We start from the raw sequence: 16,576 nt of genomic DNA on the forward strand, positions 1-16,576 counted from the left end.
TAATATAAAATTTTGTGGGGCAAAGTTACATTATTTTGCCTTTCTGTTTTCTAAAATTTTCTTGAAAGAACGGCCGCGAATTTCGTCTAAAGTCAATCCCGTTGCTAATACTTCTTCTTCAGTTATGGCACCACTGTTTAAAGCTCTTAGGAAATAATTCAATAATCCTTGTCCGGTAGCGGCATCATCAAATACATCACCGATTAAAGTCGCTCTCGCCGCTTTTTCCACAAAAGTTTTCAAACGATCAACCGCATCATCATAACTTTCTAAAAAGAAGGCATATACCGCAGCATAACGCATAGGAAACTGCGCCGGATTCAAATCCCAACCTTGATAATACCCATTCCATAACGAGTGGCGAATGTGGTCATATCCTTTTTTCCAAGCTCTGTGGACCACTTGTCTGTTTTCTTCTTCTTGTTCCGGAGTTAAATCACCACGATGTGGCCCAATTGGCATTGTATTCGTAGCGCCGTCGCTTAACCAAATTCCGGTATGAGCCAAGGCTACTTTAGTCATGTGGTGCGCAAAATCACAAACCGGATGATCCATTTCTTGGTATTTGGCCGTGATGCTGCAACTGGCAGTATAATCATAAGTTCCGAAGTGCATAGCGATACATCTTCCTTGAGCGGCTCTAATGAATCGGTATAACGGATTGGTTCCGTTAATATCCATAATGGCTTGTGTCGTTTCGACCATCATTTCCATTTTCAGAACTCCTTTTGTTAAGCCTAATTCTTCTTCTAAAATGGTAAAGAAATTGGCCAAGGTTTCCGGTTGTTCCGGTATGGTCACTTTCGGTAGCATTACCACAAAATTCTCAGGTAGCTTCCCTCCCGTTTCTTTTACCAAGGTACTCAGGAAAATATCCAATGTTCGTAAACCGCGCTCTCTCATTTCTTCGGTAAACGGTTTGATACGAATTCCGATGAAAGGAGAAAGGGTTTTGTCAGCCATCCCTTTAGCCACTTCTTTCGCCGCTGATTCAGCTGTAGCGTCTTCTTCTTCGTTACTGCGGTTTCCGTAACCGTCTTCAAAATCAATACGAAAATCTTCAATGGCTTCCGATTTCAATTTGGCTACTACTTTATCATAGATGCGCTTGCTGAAATCATTGCCTCCGGTTAAGCCAAAAGCTTTTCCGAAAACTTCATGATTGGGTGCATAGGTTTCTAAAATTTCTAAAGCTCTATGTCCCAACGCAATTGGTGCATCCGACTTGAAAAGATTGGCCCCGCCGTACAACGTGTGCACCGGTTGACGCTCGCTTCGGTCGCCGGGATATATTTCGTTAAAAGTGTTATTGGCTTTGCTCAAGCTTTGGAACAATTGTTCTTTTTTATTGGAAGGAATTGTCATAATAATGGTGAATTGTAAATGGTGAATTGTAAATTTATTTTGTCTATCATCTTGTTTTAGCTTCCTCTGTAAGTGCTGTATCCAAAAGGATTGACTAACAACGGAACGTGATAGTGGGTTTCATCAAAAGTAGTAAACTGAATTTCCACTTCGGGATAAAATGTTTTCAGGTTTTGGTTTTTATAATAGCTTCCGGTATCGAAAACCATTTTGTAGGTATCGGGTTTTAGGTTTCTTTCTTGTGGCAATAAATCGGGAATTCTACCGTCATTATTGGTAATTCCCTGAGCAATGGTCTGCCATACATTGTTGCGTTTCGCTTGCAATCGAATGGAAATATTCTTCCCCGGTAAACCAACGGCTGTATCTAAAACATGCGTGGTGATTTGACTTACTTTCAAGAAACTGAAATCGCCATCAGTCAATAACTTTTTAAACCGAATGATAGAAATTTTTTGTTGTTCGCCCATGGCAATATGCAACTCTTCTTCGGGAGTATTTTGCAATCGGTCCAAAAGAATTTGCAACATTTCTTCGGCTGATTTTCCGGTGGCACACACAATAAAGATGAAACCGTTTTTATTTTCGTAATCGGTATTGGCTTTGGCCAAAGCTTCGATTGTTTCTGTAGTGGCTACGGCTACTCCCGCTTGTTCTTTTCCGGCAAATTTTTCAGTCAGACTTTTTACATCGCCAATTTTCGGATGGTGTGTAAAGGATTCTCTCCAATCACTTTCGGCACAGTCGTCGTACCAAATCTTAGCCGACAAATCCACCAATAGTTTTTCGGAGGCAAACGGAAAATGAGACATCATAGAATTGGTCCATTTTGTCGAACCACAACAAGCGAATAATTCTCTTTTTGCCGTTTCTTCCGGTAATGTATTAAATGCTAGTAAATTCATATCGTTTTTATTTCAGGTTTGCACCTTGTTCAATCCAACATCGGATGGTATTTCGTTCTTCCTCAGTGATGTTGGTTTTATTGTTTTGCGGCATTGTTTTGGTAATTACCACGCGCTGCATAATCAAATCTTTTTTCTTGAAAATATCATCCGGAGTATCATATTTTACTCCATTTGGAGCCACTTTATATGTGTCATCCGTAGGATTGGAAGAGTGGCATTGCACACAACGCTTTTGTACAATTTCCTGAACTTCGGTAATGCTCACCTCTTTTTTACATTCGTAAGGATTGGTACTTGGCGCAGTGATGAAACAAGCTGACAATAGAATTATTACCGAAACCGGTAATATCCAAACGTTGAGTTGTTTTTTTTCTTTTAAATTCAAATAGTGTTTTACACCGGCCGCACCTAATGAAATAATAGCTAAAACCAACCATGGATATTCATACCCAAAGGTTGATGGAAAATGATTACTCACCATCACGAACAACACCGGTAAGGTAAAATAGTTGTTGTGCAACGAACGGGCTAAGGCTTTTTTTCCTAGGCTTGGATCTAGCGGAATAACCAGTTTGGCGCAACGCACCATTTCTTTTTGTCCGGGAATAATAACGAAAAATACATTAGCTACCATCAAACTGCCTATCATGGCACCAAAATGAATATAAGCCGCACGAGCGCTAAACACATGGCAATAAAAGAAAGCGAAGCCTATCAATAAAACAAAACCAACCAAAGCAAATGCTAATTGATTTTTGATTAAACGCGATTTACACATCACATCATAGAGCAGCCAAGCCATTATGAAAGAACCCACTCCTGTCAAAATACCTTGAGTAGCTGTTATATCTAAAACATTTTTATCGATTAAGAAAGCGGACGCATTAAAATAATACACCACAAACAATAAGCAAAAACCGGAAAGCCAAGTAAAATAAGCTTCGTATTTGAACCAATGTAAATGTTTCGGAATAGTCTTTGGCGCTATTTTATATTTTTCCAAATAATAAAATCCACCACCGTGAACAGCCCAAAGATTTCCGGCCAATTCATCGCGCACGTCTTCCGTTCGGTTTAAGGCATTCTCCAAAAACACAAAGTAAAAAGAGGCGCCAATCCAAGCAATACCGAAGGTGATATGCATTAATCGAATGACGATATTGAGCCATTCCATCATATGACTTTCTAATGGTGTTCCTTGTACTAAAAAATAAGTATTCACCAAAATACCTACGATAGATAACAGAATTCCTGTGTAAATATAATTTTGGCTTGAAACCTTAATATCTTCCGTATCTTCCGAATGTTCATCTGCTTTACTGACCTTTATTTTCGGCATTTTGTATGACAAATATCCCAGCGTAATCAAAACACTGAAGTAGACCACATACAAGATGATTAATATGAATAAGTTGATTTTCACTACTTACTGATTTTTCCAAAGATTCTTAATCGACTTACACCACCATCCGGGAAGATATTCAAACGAATATGGGTTATGGCTCCCAAAGCATTTACTTCGGAACCAAATTCATGAATATGGTCGGCGCTCAACTTTTGTTGCGGCAATAACGTTTTCCAATCGGTGTTATTTACGACATCATCGTTATCAGAAACACAAGCTTCAATAGAACAACTGTCAGGATAATTTCCTTTGAAATGACAAGTATCGACAATGATTCGGTCAACCATTCCTTTGTGCGCCAATTTTAAGATAACCCAATCACGGTTGTTTGGCGTTCGGTTTCTTTTGGTTTCCCAGCCGTCACCCATATTAACACCGCGGTTTGGCATAATCAAATTGCTCATCGCACTGAAGAACATATCGTTACAAGCAATGGCCTGTCCCCCATTGATAGCCGCAGCTAAATCAAGTTCCTCTGTTACCGAAACAGCATCCCAATTTTTGAATACTTCGCCATAAACACGGAAACGCGCTACACCTCCATCCGGATAAATATGCAAACGCAAATGGGTGTAGATTTCATTACTTTCACACTCATAAAAGTTCTGTGAACCCGCATCTAAATGTGATTTTGGTAAAATTTCTTTCCAAGCTACGTTTTCCCAATCGGTAATTCCGTCAGTACTTTCTAAATTAACTGCTTCTATGGAAGCGTGTGGTGGATGGTTGCCTAAAAAGAAATTAGTATCAATATCAAAACCGGTAATTTTTCCCGAAGTAGCTAATTGAATAACAGCCCAATCGTGTCCGGGCGTTCTTTTTCTTCGGCTTTCCCAACCGTCCATCCATTTTCCACGGTCGGTATATTTATCATGAATAAAAATGCCTCGAGTCGGCATAATTAGGTTTTCTTTTTCGGCAAAAAAATCATCCGTAGCATATAATACTTTACCGCCTAAACGCTCTGCAGCCAAATCGGTTAGTTGTGTAAATGCCGGTGATTCTTTGATAATCTCTGTTACTTTTGCAAAAGCCATTGTCCTTTATTTTTATTTTTTATTGATTTATTTTGATAGACTGTTTCTCCGTTTACTATGGTTTCGGAAACGGTTCCGTATAAGTTTTGCCCAATGTAAGGACTTATTTTATATCTGAAAAGAATGTCATTTTCACTGATGATTTCACTTTCTTCCGGATGCCAAATCACAAAATCCGCGTCTTTACCAATTTCAATGGTTCCTTTGTTTTTAGCTTTAATAAAATCCGCAGGTTTTGATGTCACTAACGGAATAAATTGTTCCAAAGTCATAATCTCTTTCATGGCTGTCCAAGAACCATTTAGTAAAAACTGAATTCCCGCTATACCGCCCCAAGCTTTCTTTAAATTACCACTTTCCATTTCTTTGATATTGGGCGGTGCCGGCGAATGGTCGGTCGTGATGAAATCTAAAACTCCAGTTGAAAAAGCTTGTTTTAGTTGGTCATTGTTGGCTTTCTCTCTGATTGGCGGCGCACATTTATATATACAACTCGCATCCGGAATGGCTTCTGCATTGAAGTAAATATATTGGGTGCAGGTTTCAGCTGTGATTGGCAATCCTTCCTTTTTAGCCGCTTCAATTTGGACCAAAGCTTCCGCAGAAGCAACATGAACAATATGAACCGGGCAATTATGCTCTCGGCATTTCCGAATCATTAAATCAATCGCATCGTTCTCCCATTTCTTTGGTCGACTGGCGAGATAATGTCGATAGCTAGTTGGATTGTTTTCAAAATCGCATTCCACTTCGGCATCATACAACTCACAATGGGCTAACAAAGGCACTTGGTATTTAGCAATAATCGGCATCGCTTCGTCTAAATCTTTCTCCGTCACATTCGGAAATTCATCAATTCCGGAATGTGTCAAAAAACATTTTACGCCTACCACTCCGGCTTGCATCATCGCTTCCAACTGTGGTGAATTTCCGGGAATTAATCCGGCGTAGAAACCCACATTAGTATTCATTTTGCCGGTGGTTGATTCTAACTTTTGTTCAAAAGCTTTTAAAGTGGTCGTTACCGGACTCGCATTTAAAGGCATGTCGATAATCGTTGTTGTTCCTCCGGCGGCGGCGGCTTGCGTGGCAGTGTCAAAACCTTCCCATTCGGTTCTTCCGGGTTCGTTAACATGCACATGTACATCAATAACACCTGGCATTATCACAGCATTGCCAAAGTCTTCGGCAGTAGCTGATTTTTCAAAATGAATAGCGGTAATGGCTCCGTTATCGAAACAAAGGGTGGCCGGTTGTAATTGGTTGTCAATCCAAACGCGGTTGCTGTATATTTTTCTTGAGTGCAAGGGGTTTTCTTTTTTTAATTGCGAACCTACAAATATAGATTTAAATTAAAAATAAGCAAGTGTTGATTTCAGTAATGTTTGGTAAAAAAAATAAAAAGTCCCTATTAAAACAGGGACTTTTTAAAGAAACATCTACTTTAATTAACAAAACTACTCATCGTTGGCAATTTGTGTTTTTTCTAATGCCGGCTTATCTTTCTTAAGGGTCATTCTTTGTAATAGGTATTTTTTGGTCACTATAGTACCACTCTCCGAAGTAATTTGTACCAATACCACTTCATTTGACAAGCCAATAAACATTGAAGTTTGTGCATTGTGAATGTCTCTTTTCTCCAGAATTAATTTTCCGTTGATATCAAATATTTTTACAGTAGCCATACTTTCATTACCGGTATTGATAATTAAATTATTTCCGGCATCTCTATAAATAACTACCTGACTTGCGTTAAATTGAGGATTAGAAACTCCCAATGGCAATTGGTAAAGCAATTCAAATCGGGTGTCAAAAGTACCGGCTTCCGATGTAAAGGTATAGCCTCCTGAACTCAGGTTGTGCACCGTTCCGGTAACATTATCTCTTAAATATACCTCCTGCCCCTCTGAAAAGAATCCGTCAGAGTGATCTATGGCAATAGTGCAATCACCGGCCGTAGCTGTTTTAAAACTCATCGGAACTACATCCCCGGCATCAAACGGCAAAGCTCTTCCCTGAATGGCGTATGGTGTAGTACCTATTAAAGATGTTAAGGCAATTTCGCCATCATTAATATACTTCCCATCTATGTAATTATCCACTCCCTGAGTAGCATTGGTTAAATAGCCTACCATCATTTGTGAAAAAGCTCCGTTGGTTGTTGTAGCATTTAGCCAAATACGATTGCGCTCGAACGCGGCTGCTTTTAGGAAAAGATTATTATGTGAATTGGTTCGCATGGAATTGGTAAATTGTACAGTACCATTCCCATTTCCGGTAGCTTCAACAAAAAAGCCTTGTCCCGGTTCTATAGCTATGTTTGGATTTTGCCCAAAAGCATTTGCCGACGGGTGACCGTTACTCACAAATCCTCCCAGCGGGGTAAGGGTACAATAGCTTGGTGTCAATGACCCGTTAATTTTTCTCCAGAAATACAAAGTACCGGTAATCGTAACAGCATTGTTGGCATTGTTGATAAAATCATCTGCATAAATTGGTGACGGATAAGGGTTTCCAATTAAATTAAAACGATTTCCAACACCAGTACCGGTTAATGTAAAGGTATAATTTCCGTTATTCGGAACCCCGGTAAACTGACCCAACCACGGTTGTAATTCGGTCGCCGATTGCGTATTAGAAGCTCTGATCAAATAGCCTTTTGCGGTTTCGAAATTAATGGTTGAGGGAGCAACAATCTGATCATAGACATTGGTGGCCGAATTATAAGAATAAAATCGATTGCTCATGGTTTGTGGTGAAAATGCTTGTAATTGTTGGCCTGATACCGGAGATGACCACAAAGTATAGTCAAGGCGCTTAATCATAGCACTTTCGCGTTTGATAATTACGGTACCCGAATTCGTATTAGTAGTACCGCTTTGAATTAAATTGGCGTTGTTTTGAAAAGTCAATGAACTTCCGGAAGCTACCGTTACCGCTCCGCTCAATGTAACCGAATCACCAGAAGCAATAGTAACCACAGCATTGTTGTTTACGGTTAAGGAACAAGCCTCTATATTGGTACCGTTCGATGTATAGGCTCCGGCAAGCACTACTGCTTTGCTCGCATCCGGTGTTCCGTTGCTCCAAGCATTGCCATCCCATGAAGTTGAATTACCCACAGTTACCGCAGCAATAGTCGAAATTACCGCAGGACTACTCCCATTTTGAACAACCGCTCTGAATTGGGTAGTTTGTGTCAAGGCTGTTGTGGTATAAGTTGTACTAGTATTGGCTATTGTTGACCAAGTGGTATACGGACTTACACCATATTCCCAACGAATGACATTACCTATATAACCTGATAATACCAGTGTGGCTGTGCTTCCGCTACAAATACTTGAATCGCCTGATATGACACCACCGGATGAACCGGTACTAACCGTTAATGTTCCGTTTGTATAAGTAATAGTATAATTCACCGCATTAAAAGTACCACCCGTTGCCGCAGATGGAACTATTGGGTATGTTCCGACAGCTGCAGACGAGACAGCTCCTGAACTTGTTAAGGTTACACCTCCTATGGTTTGTCCGCCTAATAAACCGGTAGCGGAGAAAGCGGATGTTCCTAAGGCATAAGTTGTTCCGTAGCTTTTTGAGGCATTGGAAGCTGTAATCGTAAGCACTGCCTTTTGAATTGTAAATGCAGTGGCTGCTGAGCTTGCCGAATTATAGTTTGTGTTAGTATCTACCGTAACCGTAACGGTGTAAGTTCCGGCATTGCTTGGTCGAATAGCTGATGGGCCATAAGTAGTGGTGCCAGTACCGGTATAGCTATAAGTATAACTGGTACTTGAACCGGTATTGGTTGCCGAATTGGGGCCTTGAGCTGTTGCATTATAAGTATATGTCCCAATAGTTGGTGTTACTGTTGGAGTTGCTTTTACAACCGTCAAAGTACCGTTAACATAAGTAATAGTATAATTATTGACATTAAAAGTACCACCAGTTGCAGCTGATGGAACTATTAGGTATGCACCGACTGCTGCTGACGAAACAGCTCCTGTACTGGTTAAGGTAACACCTCCTATAGTTTGTCCACTTAATAAACCGGTAGCGGAGAAAGCCACTGATCCTAAGGTATAAGTTGTACCATAGCTTTTAGAAGCATTGGAAGCTGTGATTGTAAGTGCCGCCTTTTGAATTGTAAATGCAGTGGCTACTGAACTTGCCGAATTATAATTTGTGTTACTAGCAACCGTAACCGTTACGGTATAAGTTCCGGCATTACTTGGTCGAGTCGCTGATGGTCCGTAACTTGTAGTTCCAGTACCGATATAACTATAGGTATAACTGGTACTTGAACCGGTATTGGTTGCCGAATTGGGGCCTTGAGCAGTTGCATCATAAGTATAGGTTCCAATAGTTGGAGTAACTGTTGGAGTTGCTTTGACAACCGTCAAGGTTCCGTTAACATAAGTAATAGTATAGTTGCTGGCTGTAAAAGTACCACCAACAGCAGTATTAGGTATAATTGAGGAGGTTGAACCTACTGATGATGATGCGCTGATAGCTCCCCCTGAATAAGAAAGTGTTACACTGCCAATCGTTTCACTACCGGCTAAACCACTGACCGTAAAAGCGGTGGCTCCTGTAACCGGAGTAGATTGTGTAGTACCATAAGGTTTACTGGCATTATTAGCCGTAATGGTTACGCTTCTTTTACTTACAACAAAATTAGCTCCGCTTGATGTCACAGCATAATTTGTACTTGATATAGTAAATGATGTTGTCCCTGCCGGTGTGTTAGCCGATGTAGTAACCGTAAAAGTTACCGTTTGCCCGTCACCGGTTAAATTAATTGTTCCTAAACCTGAAACGGTTACCCCTGTAGGGGGCGTCCAGTTTATTGACAGTATACTTGTTGAAGCCGGATTTCCATTACCTATCTCGCTAAGGGTCAATGTGTAGGTGGTGCTTGAAACTGTTCCATATGTTACCGTTGTCGATTGTGAACCAACACTGATAGCGGTAACTCTGTAATTAGCAGCTGAAATAGTATTAGAAGAGAATACTAAAAACAAGAAAAAAAAGAGCAGTTTACTCTTGGGGTTACATAAAATTAATTTCATAATAAAAGCTTTAAGGGTTAGATTTGGGGAAATTATCCAACACAAATATCTACAAGCTATCAAGTTATTTACTTTGAAATAAGTTGAACAGACACTAAGTGTAGACGAAACGACAAATTATATCGTTTAATTCGCTTTTAATCGATTAAATACATGAAATTTTATGATTTTATTCTTCAGAGAAGCATTTTATAAAAATGAAAACTATTTGCTAAATACTAACCACCAATAGTAATCATACTGCGGTTTTGGGAAAACAAATCAGGGTTTTGAAATTTCAAATCGTCATCCATACCACCACGGACGGCTTTTTTGGAAAGTAAATTTTTATGAATCAAGGGAAGGATAGATTCTCCGGCGCGTAAGGTTTCGAGCAAAGAGGTTTCAGAATTCGAAAACAAACAATTTTTCAACTTGCCGTCTGCCGTTAAACGAATACGATTACAGGTAGTACAAAACGGATTGGTAACCGAACTGATAATGGCAAAACTACCCAAATGAGCTTTAATTTTAAAATTCTTCGCAGTATCATTCAGAGCATCTGTCAAACGTTCAATTTCGCTAAATGCATATTCGGATTGTATGGTTCCCAGAATTTCGGCATAAGAAACCAGTTTTGATTTATCCCATTGATTGCCGGTAAAAGGCATGAATTCAATAAAACGAACTTGAATGTTTTTATGTTTAGTCAATTCAATAAAATCAATGATTTCATCCTCGTTAAAATCTTTCATCAAGACTACATTGAGTTTTACTCTAAAACCTTCAGTAAGTAATAAATCTATATTTTCGAAAACGGTTTCAAAATAATTTCTTCGGGTTATTTTGTTGAATTTTTCTTTAACTAAACTGTCAATGCTGATGTTTATTGTTTTGATTCCGGCAATTTTAAACGTTTCAATGAAATTCGGAACCAGAATTCCGTTAGTCGTAAGGGTCAAATCGACTCCCAAATTCCCTAATTGCAGGATAATGTCTTTAGCATCTTTTCGTACCAAAGGCTCTCCACCGGTCAATCGTATTTTGGTCACGCCCAATTCAACAAAGGTTTTGGCAATATGAATAATTTCATTAGCCGTCATTAAATGGGGTTTTGGTGTTAGCGCTATTCCTTCTTCGGGCATACAATAAGCACATCTCAAATTACAATGTTCGGTAATCGAAATGCGCAAATACGTATGCTCTCGTCCAAAAGAATCTTGCAACTCCCGGTTATTTTCCATGATCAAATCCGTTCAATAATTTAAACAAATGTAGCACAGAAGGAAAAACCGCATCAATCGATTCTGAAGCTCCACCAACAGAGCCGGGTAACGCCATAATCAAAGTATCGCCTTTGAATCCGACAACACTTCGTGAAAGCATAGCAAAGGGCGTTCTTTCTTGCCCATAAGCCCGAATTGCTTCTTCTATTCCCGGAATTCTTCTGTCTAATAACGGAATTACAGCTTCGGGTGTGACATCTTTGTGTGACAAACCTGTGCCTCCGGTTACAATAACCAAATCGGTTTTTTGTTGTAAATGTTTATGAATTAGACTTTGAATATCGTCGATTTTGTCCGGAATGATATCGTATTGTGCTACGGTCAATCCTAATTTTTGAAGCTTTTCAGTGATCACTTTTCCCGAAGTATCTTGCTTAGTTCCTGCCGAAACACTATCGGAACAAACAATGACAGCGGTTGAAAGATTGAAATTTTCTTTGGTACCGAAATCAGATTTCCCTCCTTTCTTATGCAACAACTTTACTGTCGAAATCTCTACCTTTTTATCGATAGGTTTTAGCATGTCGTACATTGTTAAGGCCACGATAGACGCCCCGTGCATGGCTTCCACTTCAACACCGGTTTTGTATATGGTTTTCACGGTAACTTCAATTGAGATGTAATCTTCAAAACATTCAAATTGAATTCCCGTAAATTCAATCGGCATCGGGTGGCAATCCGGAATGACGCTTGCTGTGTTTTTTACAGCAAATAAGCCTGCTGTTCTGGCTACTTCGAGCACATCGCCTTTGGGTACTTTTTTTGCTAAAACCGCTTGTATGGTTTCGGCTGAACCTACCTTTACAATAGCTTGAGCCACTGCTGTTCTTAGTGTTGTTATTTTATGGGTGATATCGACCATGTTAAGTGTTTTTTTTCCAAGTATAGGTTTCGTCTTCAAAAATTTCTTTACCAAATACCGGAACCTTTGCTTTTATTGCTTCAACTAAAAATTCAATCGCTTCAAAAACTACTTTTCGTCTTGGTGCCGAAACAAAAACAAAGAGACAAATCTCCCCAGCTTTTACCAATCCTAAGCTGTGGTAAATATGCATACAAGTTAAGTCATACTTGGCAAAAGCTTCTTCTCTGATTTCATAAAAAACTTGCTCTGCCATAGTTTCGTAAGCCGAGTATTCAATAGCTACTACCGGTTTTCCTTCTATCACATCGGCACGAACCTGACCAAGGAAGATATTGTGAGCGCCAATGGTAGTTTTACTTTGATGCTTGGCAATAGAATTTCCGATGAACTCGGCAGAAATGGCACCATCAAGAAAAGATGATTTTTTTGGTTTTGTAGTTTCCATTTAACTAGTTATTGTTTGTAGAGCTTCAACGCCATTCTCTAGATGATACAAATTGGTAAATCCATTTTTTTGCAAATAGTTTGAAGCTAATTTACTTCTGCTTCCGTTTTGGCAAAAGAGAATTATTTTTTGGTTTTTGTCGATGTGTTTCAGAAAGTCATCCAGTTGCCCCAAAGGTACAGTCTTATAATTTTCTATCATTACTTTTGGCTCTTCATAGTGTTCGCGAATGTCAATCACCAGATTGTTTTTGTTTTGTGCTTCTCTAAAAAAATCGGAGGAAGACAGTAAGCCTATTTCAGTTGTTGGTTCAGCATTTAAAATAGATAATCCGTTTTGCATTCCTTTATTTATTTCATTCTCATTTTTTTGAAAATCAATTGTTTGAACAGAATTATCTAACGCATTATACAACAACAATCTGCCGTTTAAAACTGAGCCGATTCCCAAAATCATTTTTAAAATTTCATTAGCTTGCATACCACCCAGTACATTAGGCAAAACACCTAAAACACCCAAATCTGCACAAGTATCCATCGTATTTATAGGCTCATTTTCCGGAAACAAGCAGCGATAGGAAGGTCCGTTGTTATAATTAAAAATAGAAAGTTGTCCTTCAAATTTGTGAATCGAAGCATACACCATCGGGATTGCTTTCACCAATGCAACATCATTCATCAGATAACGCGTTGGTATAGTATCGGTACAGTCCACTATGATTTGGTAATCGGAAACGATTTGAAAGGCATTGTTATTGGTAAAATAATCTGCATACGGAATCACTTTAACTTCCGGATTTTGCTTTGAAATGGCTTCAGCAGCGACAGTAACTTTGAATTTTCCGCAGTCTTCTTTGGTGTATAAAAATTGTCTGTGTAAATTGGTTTCTTCCACAACATCTCCATCCACAATACCGATACAACCTACTCCGGCTGCAGCCAAATTTTGCAACACCGGGCAGCCCAAACCACCGGCACCAATGACTAATACTTTAGCCTTGCCGAGCTTTTCCTGACCTGAAATACCTACTTCAGGCAGTTTGATTTGTTTATCATATCGTTTGCTGTACATTGTATTCTGCATTATCCTCCTGAAAAAGCCGGTAACAAAGCAATCTCATCGTTATGTTTCAGCACTAATTTCAAATTGGAAACAATCTTCTGATTGACGGCAAACAAATACTCCACCTTTTTGATTTCGGGAGCCGATTTTTCGAGTACGAGTTTTATATCATTCAGCGTCGGAATGAATGCACTAAACTCAGCAACATCACTATCCGTCTCTAGTATATCCCTGATAATGCCATAATATTTTACCGTACATTTTATAGTCTTCATAACTAGGTAGTATATAGTTTTAAAATGGCTATGCCGAGTACAAAACTCAAAACCGTTCGTAGCGTTAGTGTGTTGAATTTTCTACTTCCATAATAGGCTCCGAATATGCCTCCTACGAGAGCTGCCATAATCAATGTCAGTGATGAACTTGGCAATGTTCCTCCTTTAGACATAAATCCAAAAAGCCCGGAAACAGAATTTACAAAAATAAACAAAGCCGAAACCGCAGCGGTTTGTTTGATATTGGCCCAGCCTAATAACAAGATGACCGGACTCAAAATAATGCCGCCGCCAATGCCGAGTAATCCTGATAGAAATCCTATTAGAGCTCCTATGAATAAGGCTAAAGGTATGTTTAATGGTTTTCGTACCGTTTTTTCATTGCCAAACAAACCCAATAAACGGGCAACCGCAAAAACCAGTACAGTTCCCAAGGCTATTTTATAATAATGCGTTTCAATAGCAATCATTCCACCCAAAAAAGAAAAAGGAACCGAAGTGATAGCAAACGGATAAAACAATTTCCATTCAAACTTTTTTTCTCTATAGAAAAAATAAAATGAAATGGCCGAAACCAAAATATTCAGCACCAAAGCGGTGGGTTTCATGAAGGTTACCGGAAAAGCGAACAAACTCATTAAAGCCAAATAACCACTGGCGCCTCCGTGTCCGACACTGGCATATAAAAAAGCTACTACAGCCAATAAAACAATTAATAATGGGGAGTTTATCAAATCAGTCATACCTAAAAACGAATTTTGAATGTAAAACAAATATAGCAACTAATCCGCTTACTGAATGGGATAAACCGCAACTTTATCGCCTTTCAATTTTTGATAATTCCCATTAGGTAAATACACTAAAACATTGGCTGTGGCAAAAGAATCGAGCATCGAAGAATCCTGATGTGGTAATATGGTCACTTCCTCCCCATGCTTGTTGCTTTTAAAAACTGGTCACGTGAATTATTTACTATAAAATCATGTGCCAAAGTCCTAGTGCTTTTGGATTCGTAGGAAATAGCCATTCCGGACCATCGTTGTAAGGTTGGCAACACATGGATATAAAAACAAGTCAGGCTTGCTGCTGGGTTTCCGGGTAAAGCAAAAACTAATTTGTCATCTTTTTTCCCCACTAATAATGGCTTGCCGGGTTTTTGGCTGACTTTATAAAACAAGGTTTCTACTTGTAAACTTTCTAATGCTTTGCCCACAAAATCATAATCTCCAACAGAAATACCACCCGAAACTAAAACTATCTCATTTTCTGATATAGCTTTATCTAAAACAGCTTTCGTATTTTCAAAATCATCATTAACCTGATACAGTTTAACCTCAACATAATAAGCATTATACAAAGCCGTTTGCAACATAATCGCATTACTTTCATAGACTTTGCCATAAGGCAAGGGTTGCCCAGGTTGAACCAATTCATTTCCGGTAACGACAATGGATACAGTTGGCTTTTGATAGACTTTGACTTTCGTATAACCCAATCCGGCTAAGAAACCGATAGCTGCAGCATTGAGGAACGTTCCTTTTGCTAATGCCTCATCATTTTGTTTGATTTGTGAGCCTAATGGCCTAACGTTGGTTTCGGGAATTACTTGTTCTTGAAGATGTAATTGATTGCCGGTTACAGCAACTTTTTCAATCTGAATGACTGCTTGTGCCGAATCAGGAAGGGCAGCTCCGGTAAATATTTTTAAGGCTTGACCGGGTTTAAGTTCCTGTTGATTTTCATCACCGGCTTTCACTTCACCAATGATTTCATACTCCAAAGCATTATGAAGACAAAGTGCAAAACCATCCATATTTGATTGCCGAAACGGCGGCATGTTAATGGGTGACAACAAGGTTTCCGCTAAAATATTGTTCCGAGATTCCAATAAGAAAACTTCCTTTTCTTTAGGAGAAAAAGTGATTTTATTCAAAATCGAAAAGGCTTCGTTTACGGAAATCATCGGTCTTGGTTTCTGATTTTTATGAGTTGGGCTGCCACACTAACAGCAATTTCATAAGTGGTTTCACTTTTAATATCAATGCCAATGGGTGCGTATACTTTGGCAATTTGATTTTTGTCAAAACCATCGGCTTCGAGATTTTTGAATAGCGTTTCAATCTTTGCCGCACTGCCCAGCATCCCTATGTATTTGAAATTTTTCCCCAGCAATCGTCGAATAATAATATCATCCGTTCGGTAACCGAAAGACATAATTACAACATAAACGTTATCTCCTTCTGGTATGTGATTTTCTATGGATTCAAATTCGATTACGGCTTTGGATTTGACGAAATGATTCGCTTCCATCGTATTTAAATTTTCTCGATGATCCAGCAGATGAATTTCAAAATCCAATTTAGACAGCACTTCGCTCAACGCCAAACCTACATGGCCTCCGCCAACAATGTAAACCTTTTGAATCAAACAATTAGTTTCTGAAAACATCCATTCACTAACTTCAGGTTTGTGGGTTTTGACGCCATGATTAGAATAATTAATTGTAACAACCTCATCGGAAAGTATCTCTTCTAACAAAGCAAAATAATTGGAATCAACATCATAAAAAGCAATCGTTTGTTGCCCGGAACAAATCATCCCCGATTGGTCTTTAGGAGCCGATTTGTCGTGAATCTGATGTTTTATGAAAGGTTCAAAATGCGGTTTATCTAAAAGACTTTCCGCAAACTCTACCAATTTATGTTCCATAATGCCGCCACCAATCGTACCGAACATTTGCTGTTTGGACACCAACATTTTAAAACCTTTTCTTCCTGGGCTGCTGCCTTCATTGGCAATAACTACCATCAGAATCAGTCGCTGTTCTTCTTGAAGTACTTGCTGAACTTTTTTATAGAAATCAATCACCATAATCTG

Annotated in this window: 15 protein-coding genes; all 15 read right to left on the reverse strand. The window is 39.1% G+C overall.

Annotation, left to right across the window (positions count from 1 at the left end; translation table 11 throughout):
• Positions 1 to 30: 30 nt before the first annotated feature.
• Positions 31 to 1,365 carry a DUF6986 family protein gene (locus GUU89_RS13405; RefSeq protein WP_162128385.1) on the reverse strand — a complete coding sequence of 445 codons (1,335 nt, stop codon included), beginning with the start codon at positions 1,363 to 1,365 and terminating at the stop codon, positions 31 to 33.
• Between the two features lie 56 nt (positions 1,366 to 1,421).
• Positions 1,422 to 2,270 (reverse strand): 2-oxo-4-hydroxy-4-carboxy-5-ureidoimidazoline decarboxylase, encoded by an 849-nt coding sequence (gene uraD, locus GUU89_RS14840; RefSeq protein WP_202924463.1) that lies wholly within the window; start codon positions 2,268 to 2,270, stop codon positions 1,422 to 1,424.
• Between the two features lie 7 nt (positions 2,271 to 2,277).
• Entirely contained in the window at positions 2,278 to 3,696 is a 1,419-nt protein-coding gene (locus tag GUU89_RS13415) for a urate hydroxylase PuuD (RefSeq protein WP_162128386.1), read from the reverse strand.
• Positions 3,696 to 4,715, reverse strand: coding sequence for an allantoicase (gene alc, locus GUU89_RS13420; protein WP_162128387.1), 1,020 nt, complete (start codon positions 4,713 to 4,715; stop codon positions 3,696 to 3,698). The genes GUU89_RS13415 and alc overlap by 1 nt, the downstream gene beginning before the upstream one ends.
• Positions 4,697 to 6,022, reverse strand: coding sequence for an allantoinase AllB (gene allB, locus GUU89_RS13425; RefSeq protein ID WP_162128388.1), 1,326 nt, complete (start codon positions 6,020 to 6,022; stop codon positions 4,697 to 4,699). Before allB ends, alc begins: the two co-directional genes overlap by 19 nt.
• A gap of 150 nt (positions 6,023 to 6,172) precedes the next feature.
• Positions 6,173 to 9,787, reverse strand: a complete 3,615-nt coding sequence (locus GUU89_RS13430) for an MBG domain-containing protein (protein ID WP_162128389.1) — start codon at positions 9,785 to 9,787, stop codon at positions 6,173 to 6,175.
• Positions 9,788 to 10,005: 218 nt separating this feature from the next.
• Entirely contained in the window at positions 10,006 to 11,010 is a 1,005-nt protein-coding gene (moaA, locus tag GUU89_RS13435) for a GTP 3',8-cyclase MoaA (protein ID WP_162128390.1), read from the reverse strand.
• Positions 11,000 to 11,914 carry a bifunctional molybdenum cofactor biosynthesis protein MoaC/MoaB gene (gene moaCB / locus GUU89_RS13440; protein ID WP_162128391.1) on the reverse strand — a complete coding sequence of 305 codons (915 nt, stop codon included), beginning with the start codon at positions 11,912 to 11,914 and terminating at the stop codon, positions 11,000 to 11,002. Before moaCB ends, moaA begins: the two co-directional genes overlap by 11 nt.
• Before the next feature lies 1 nt (position 11,915).
• Positions 11,916 to 12,362: a molybdenum cofactor biosynthesis protein MoaE gene (locus tag GUU89_RS13445; RefSeq protein WP_162128392.1), complete on the reverse strand. Its 447-nt coding sequence runs from the start codon at positions 12,360 to 12,362 to the stop codon at positions 11,916 to 11,918.
• Positions 12,363 to 13,445, reverse strand: coding sequence for a HesA/MoeB/ThiF family protein (locus GUU89_RS13450; protein ID WP_162128393.1), 1,083 nt, complete (start codon positions 13,443 to 13,445; stop codon positions 12,363 to 12,365). It abuts the gene before it with no gap.
• A complete protein-coding gene (locus GUU89_RS13455) occupies positions 13,445 to 13,699 on the reverse strand; it encodes a MoaD/ThiS family protein (RefSeq protein WP_162128394.1) in 255 nt (84 codons plus the stop codon). Before GUU89_RS13455 ends, GUU89_RS13450 begins: the two co-directional genes overlap by 1 nt.
• Positions 13,700 to 13,701: 2 nt before the next feature.
• Positions 13,702 to 14,442 carry a sulfite exporter TauE/SafE family protein gene (locus GUU89_RS13460; protein WP_162128395.1) on the reverse strand — a complete coding sequence of 247 codons (741 nt, stop codon included), beginning with the start codon at positions 14,440 to 14,442 and terminating at the stop codon, positions 13,702 to 13,704.
• A gap of 48 nt (positions 14,443 to 14,490) precedes the next feature.
• Positions 14,491 to 14,622, reverse strand: coding sequence for a hypothetical protein (locus GUU89_RS13465; protein ID WP_162128396.1), 132 nt, complete (start codon positions 14,620 to 14,622; stop codon positions 14,491 to 14,493).
• Complete coding sequence (locus tag GUU89_RS13470) at positions 14,619 to 15,662, reverse strand: molybdopterin molybdotransferase MoeA (RefSeq protein ID WP_162128397.1); 1,044 nt, start codon at positions 15,660 to 15,662, stop codon at positions 14,619 to 14,621. The genes GUU89_RS13465 and GUU89_RS13470 overlap by 4 nt, the downstream gene beginning before the upstream one ends.
• Positions 15,659 to 16,570, reverse strand: coding sequence for an XdhC family protein (locus GUU89_RS13475; RefSeq protein WP_162128398.1), 912 nt, complete (start codon positions 16,568 to 16,570; stop codon positions 15,659 to 15,661). The genes GUU89_RS13470 and GUU89_RS13475 overlap by 4 nt, the downstream gene beginning before the upstream one ends.
• Positions 16,571 to 16,576: the final 6 nt, after the last annotated feature.

Source organism: Flavobacterium phycosphaerae (assembly GCF_010119235.1).
Taxonomy (GTDB): Bacteria; Bacteroidota; Bacteroidia; order Flavobacteriales; family Flavobacteriaceae; genus Flavobacterium; species Flavobacterium phycosphaerae.

Coding starts and splice junctions, on each gene's coding strand:
- GUU89_RS13405 (WP_162128385.1), bottom strand. CDS start 1,365: ATGACAATTCCTTCCAATAAAAAAGAACAATTGTTCCAAAGCTTGAGC.
- uraD (WP_202924463.1), bottom strand. CDS start 2,270: ATGAATTTACTAGCATTTAATACATTACCGGAAGAAACGGCAAAAAGA.
- alc (WP_162128387.1), bottom strand. CDS start 4,715: ATGGCTTTTGCAAAAGTAACAGAGATTATCAAAGAATCACCGGCATTT.
- GUU89_RS13430 (WP_162128389.1), bottom strand. CDS start 9,787: ATGAAATTAATTTTATGTAACCCCAAGAGTAAACTGCTCTTTTTTTTC.
- moaA (WP_162128390.1), bottom strand. CDS start 11,010: ATGGAAAATAACCGGGAGTTGCAAGATTCTTTTGGACGAGAGCATACG.
- moaCB (WP_162128391.1), bottom strand. CDS start 11,914: ATGGTCGATATCACCCATAAAATAACAACACTAAGAACAGCAGTGGCT.
- GUU89_RS13445 (WP_162128392.1), bottom strand. CDS start 12,362: ATGGAAACTACAAAACCAAAAAAATCATCTTTTCTTGATGGTGCCATT.
- GUU89_RS13450 (WP_162128393.1), bottom strand. CDS start 13,445: ATGCAGAATACAATGTACAGCAAACGATATGATAAACAAATCAAACTG.
- GUU89_RS13455 (WP_162128394.1), bottom strand. CDS start 13,699: ATGAAGACTATAAAATGTACGGTAAAATATTATGGCATTATCAGGGAT.
- GUU89_RS13460 (WP_162128395.1), bottom strand. CDS start 14,442: ATGACTGATTTGATAAACTCCCCATTATTAATTGTTTTATTGGCTGTA.
- GUU89_RS13470 (WP_162128397.1), bottom strand. CDS start 15,662: ATGATTTCCGTAAACGAAGCCTTTTCGATTTTGAATAAAATCACTTTT.
- GUU89_RS13475 (WP_162128398.1), bottom strand. CDS start 16,570: ATGGTGATTGATTTCTATAAAAAAGTTCAGCAAGTACTTCAAGAAGAA.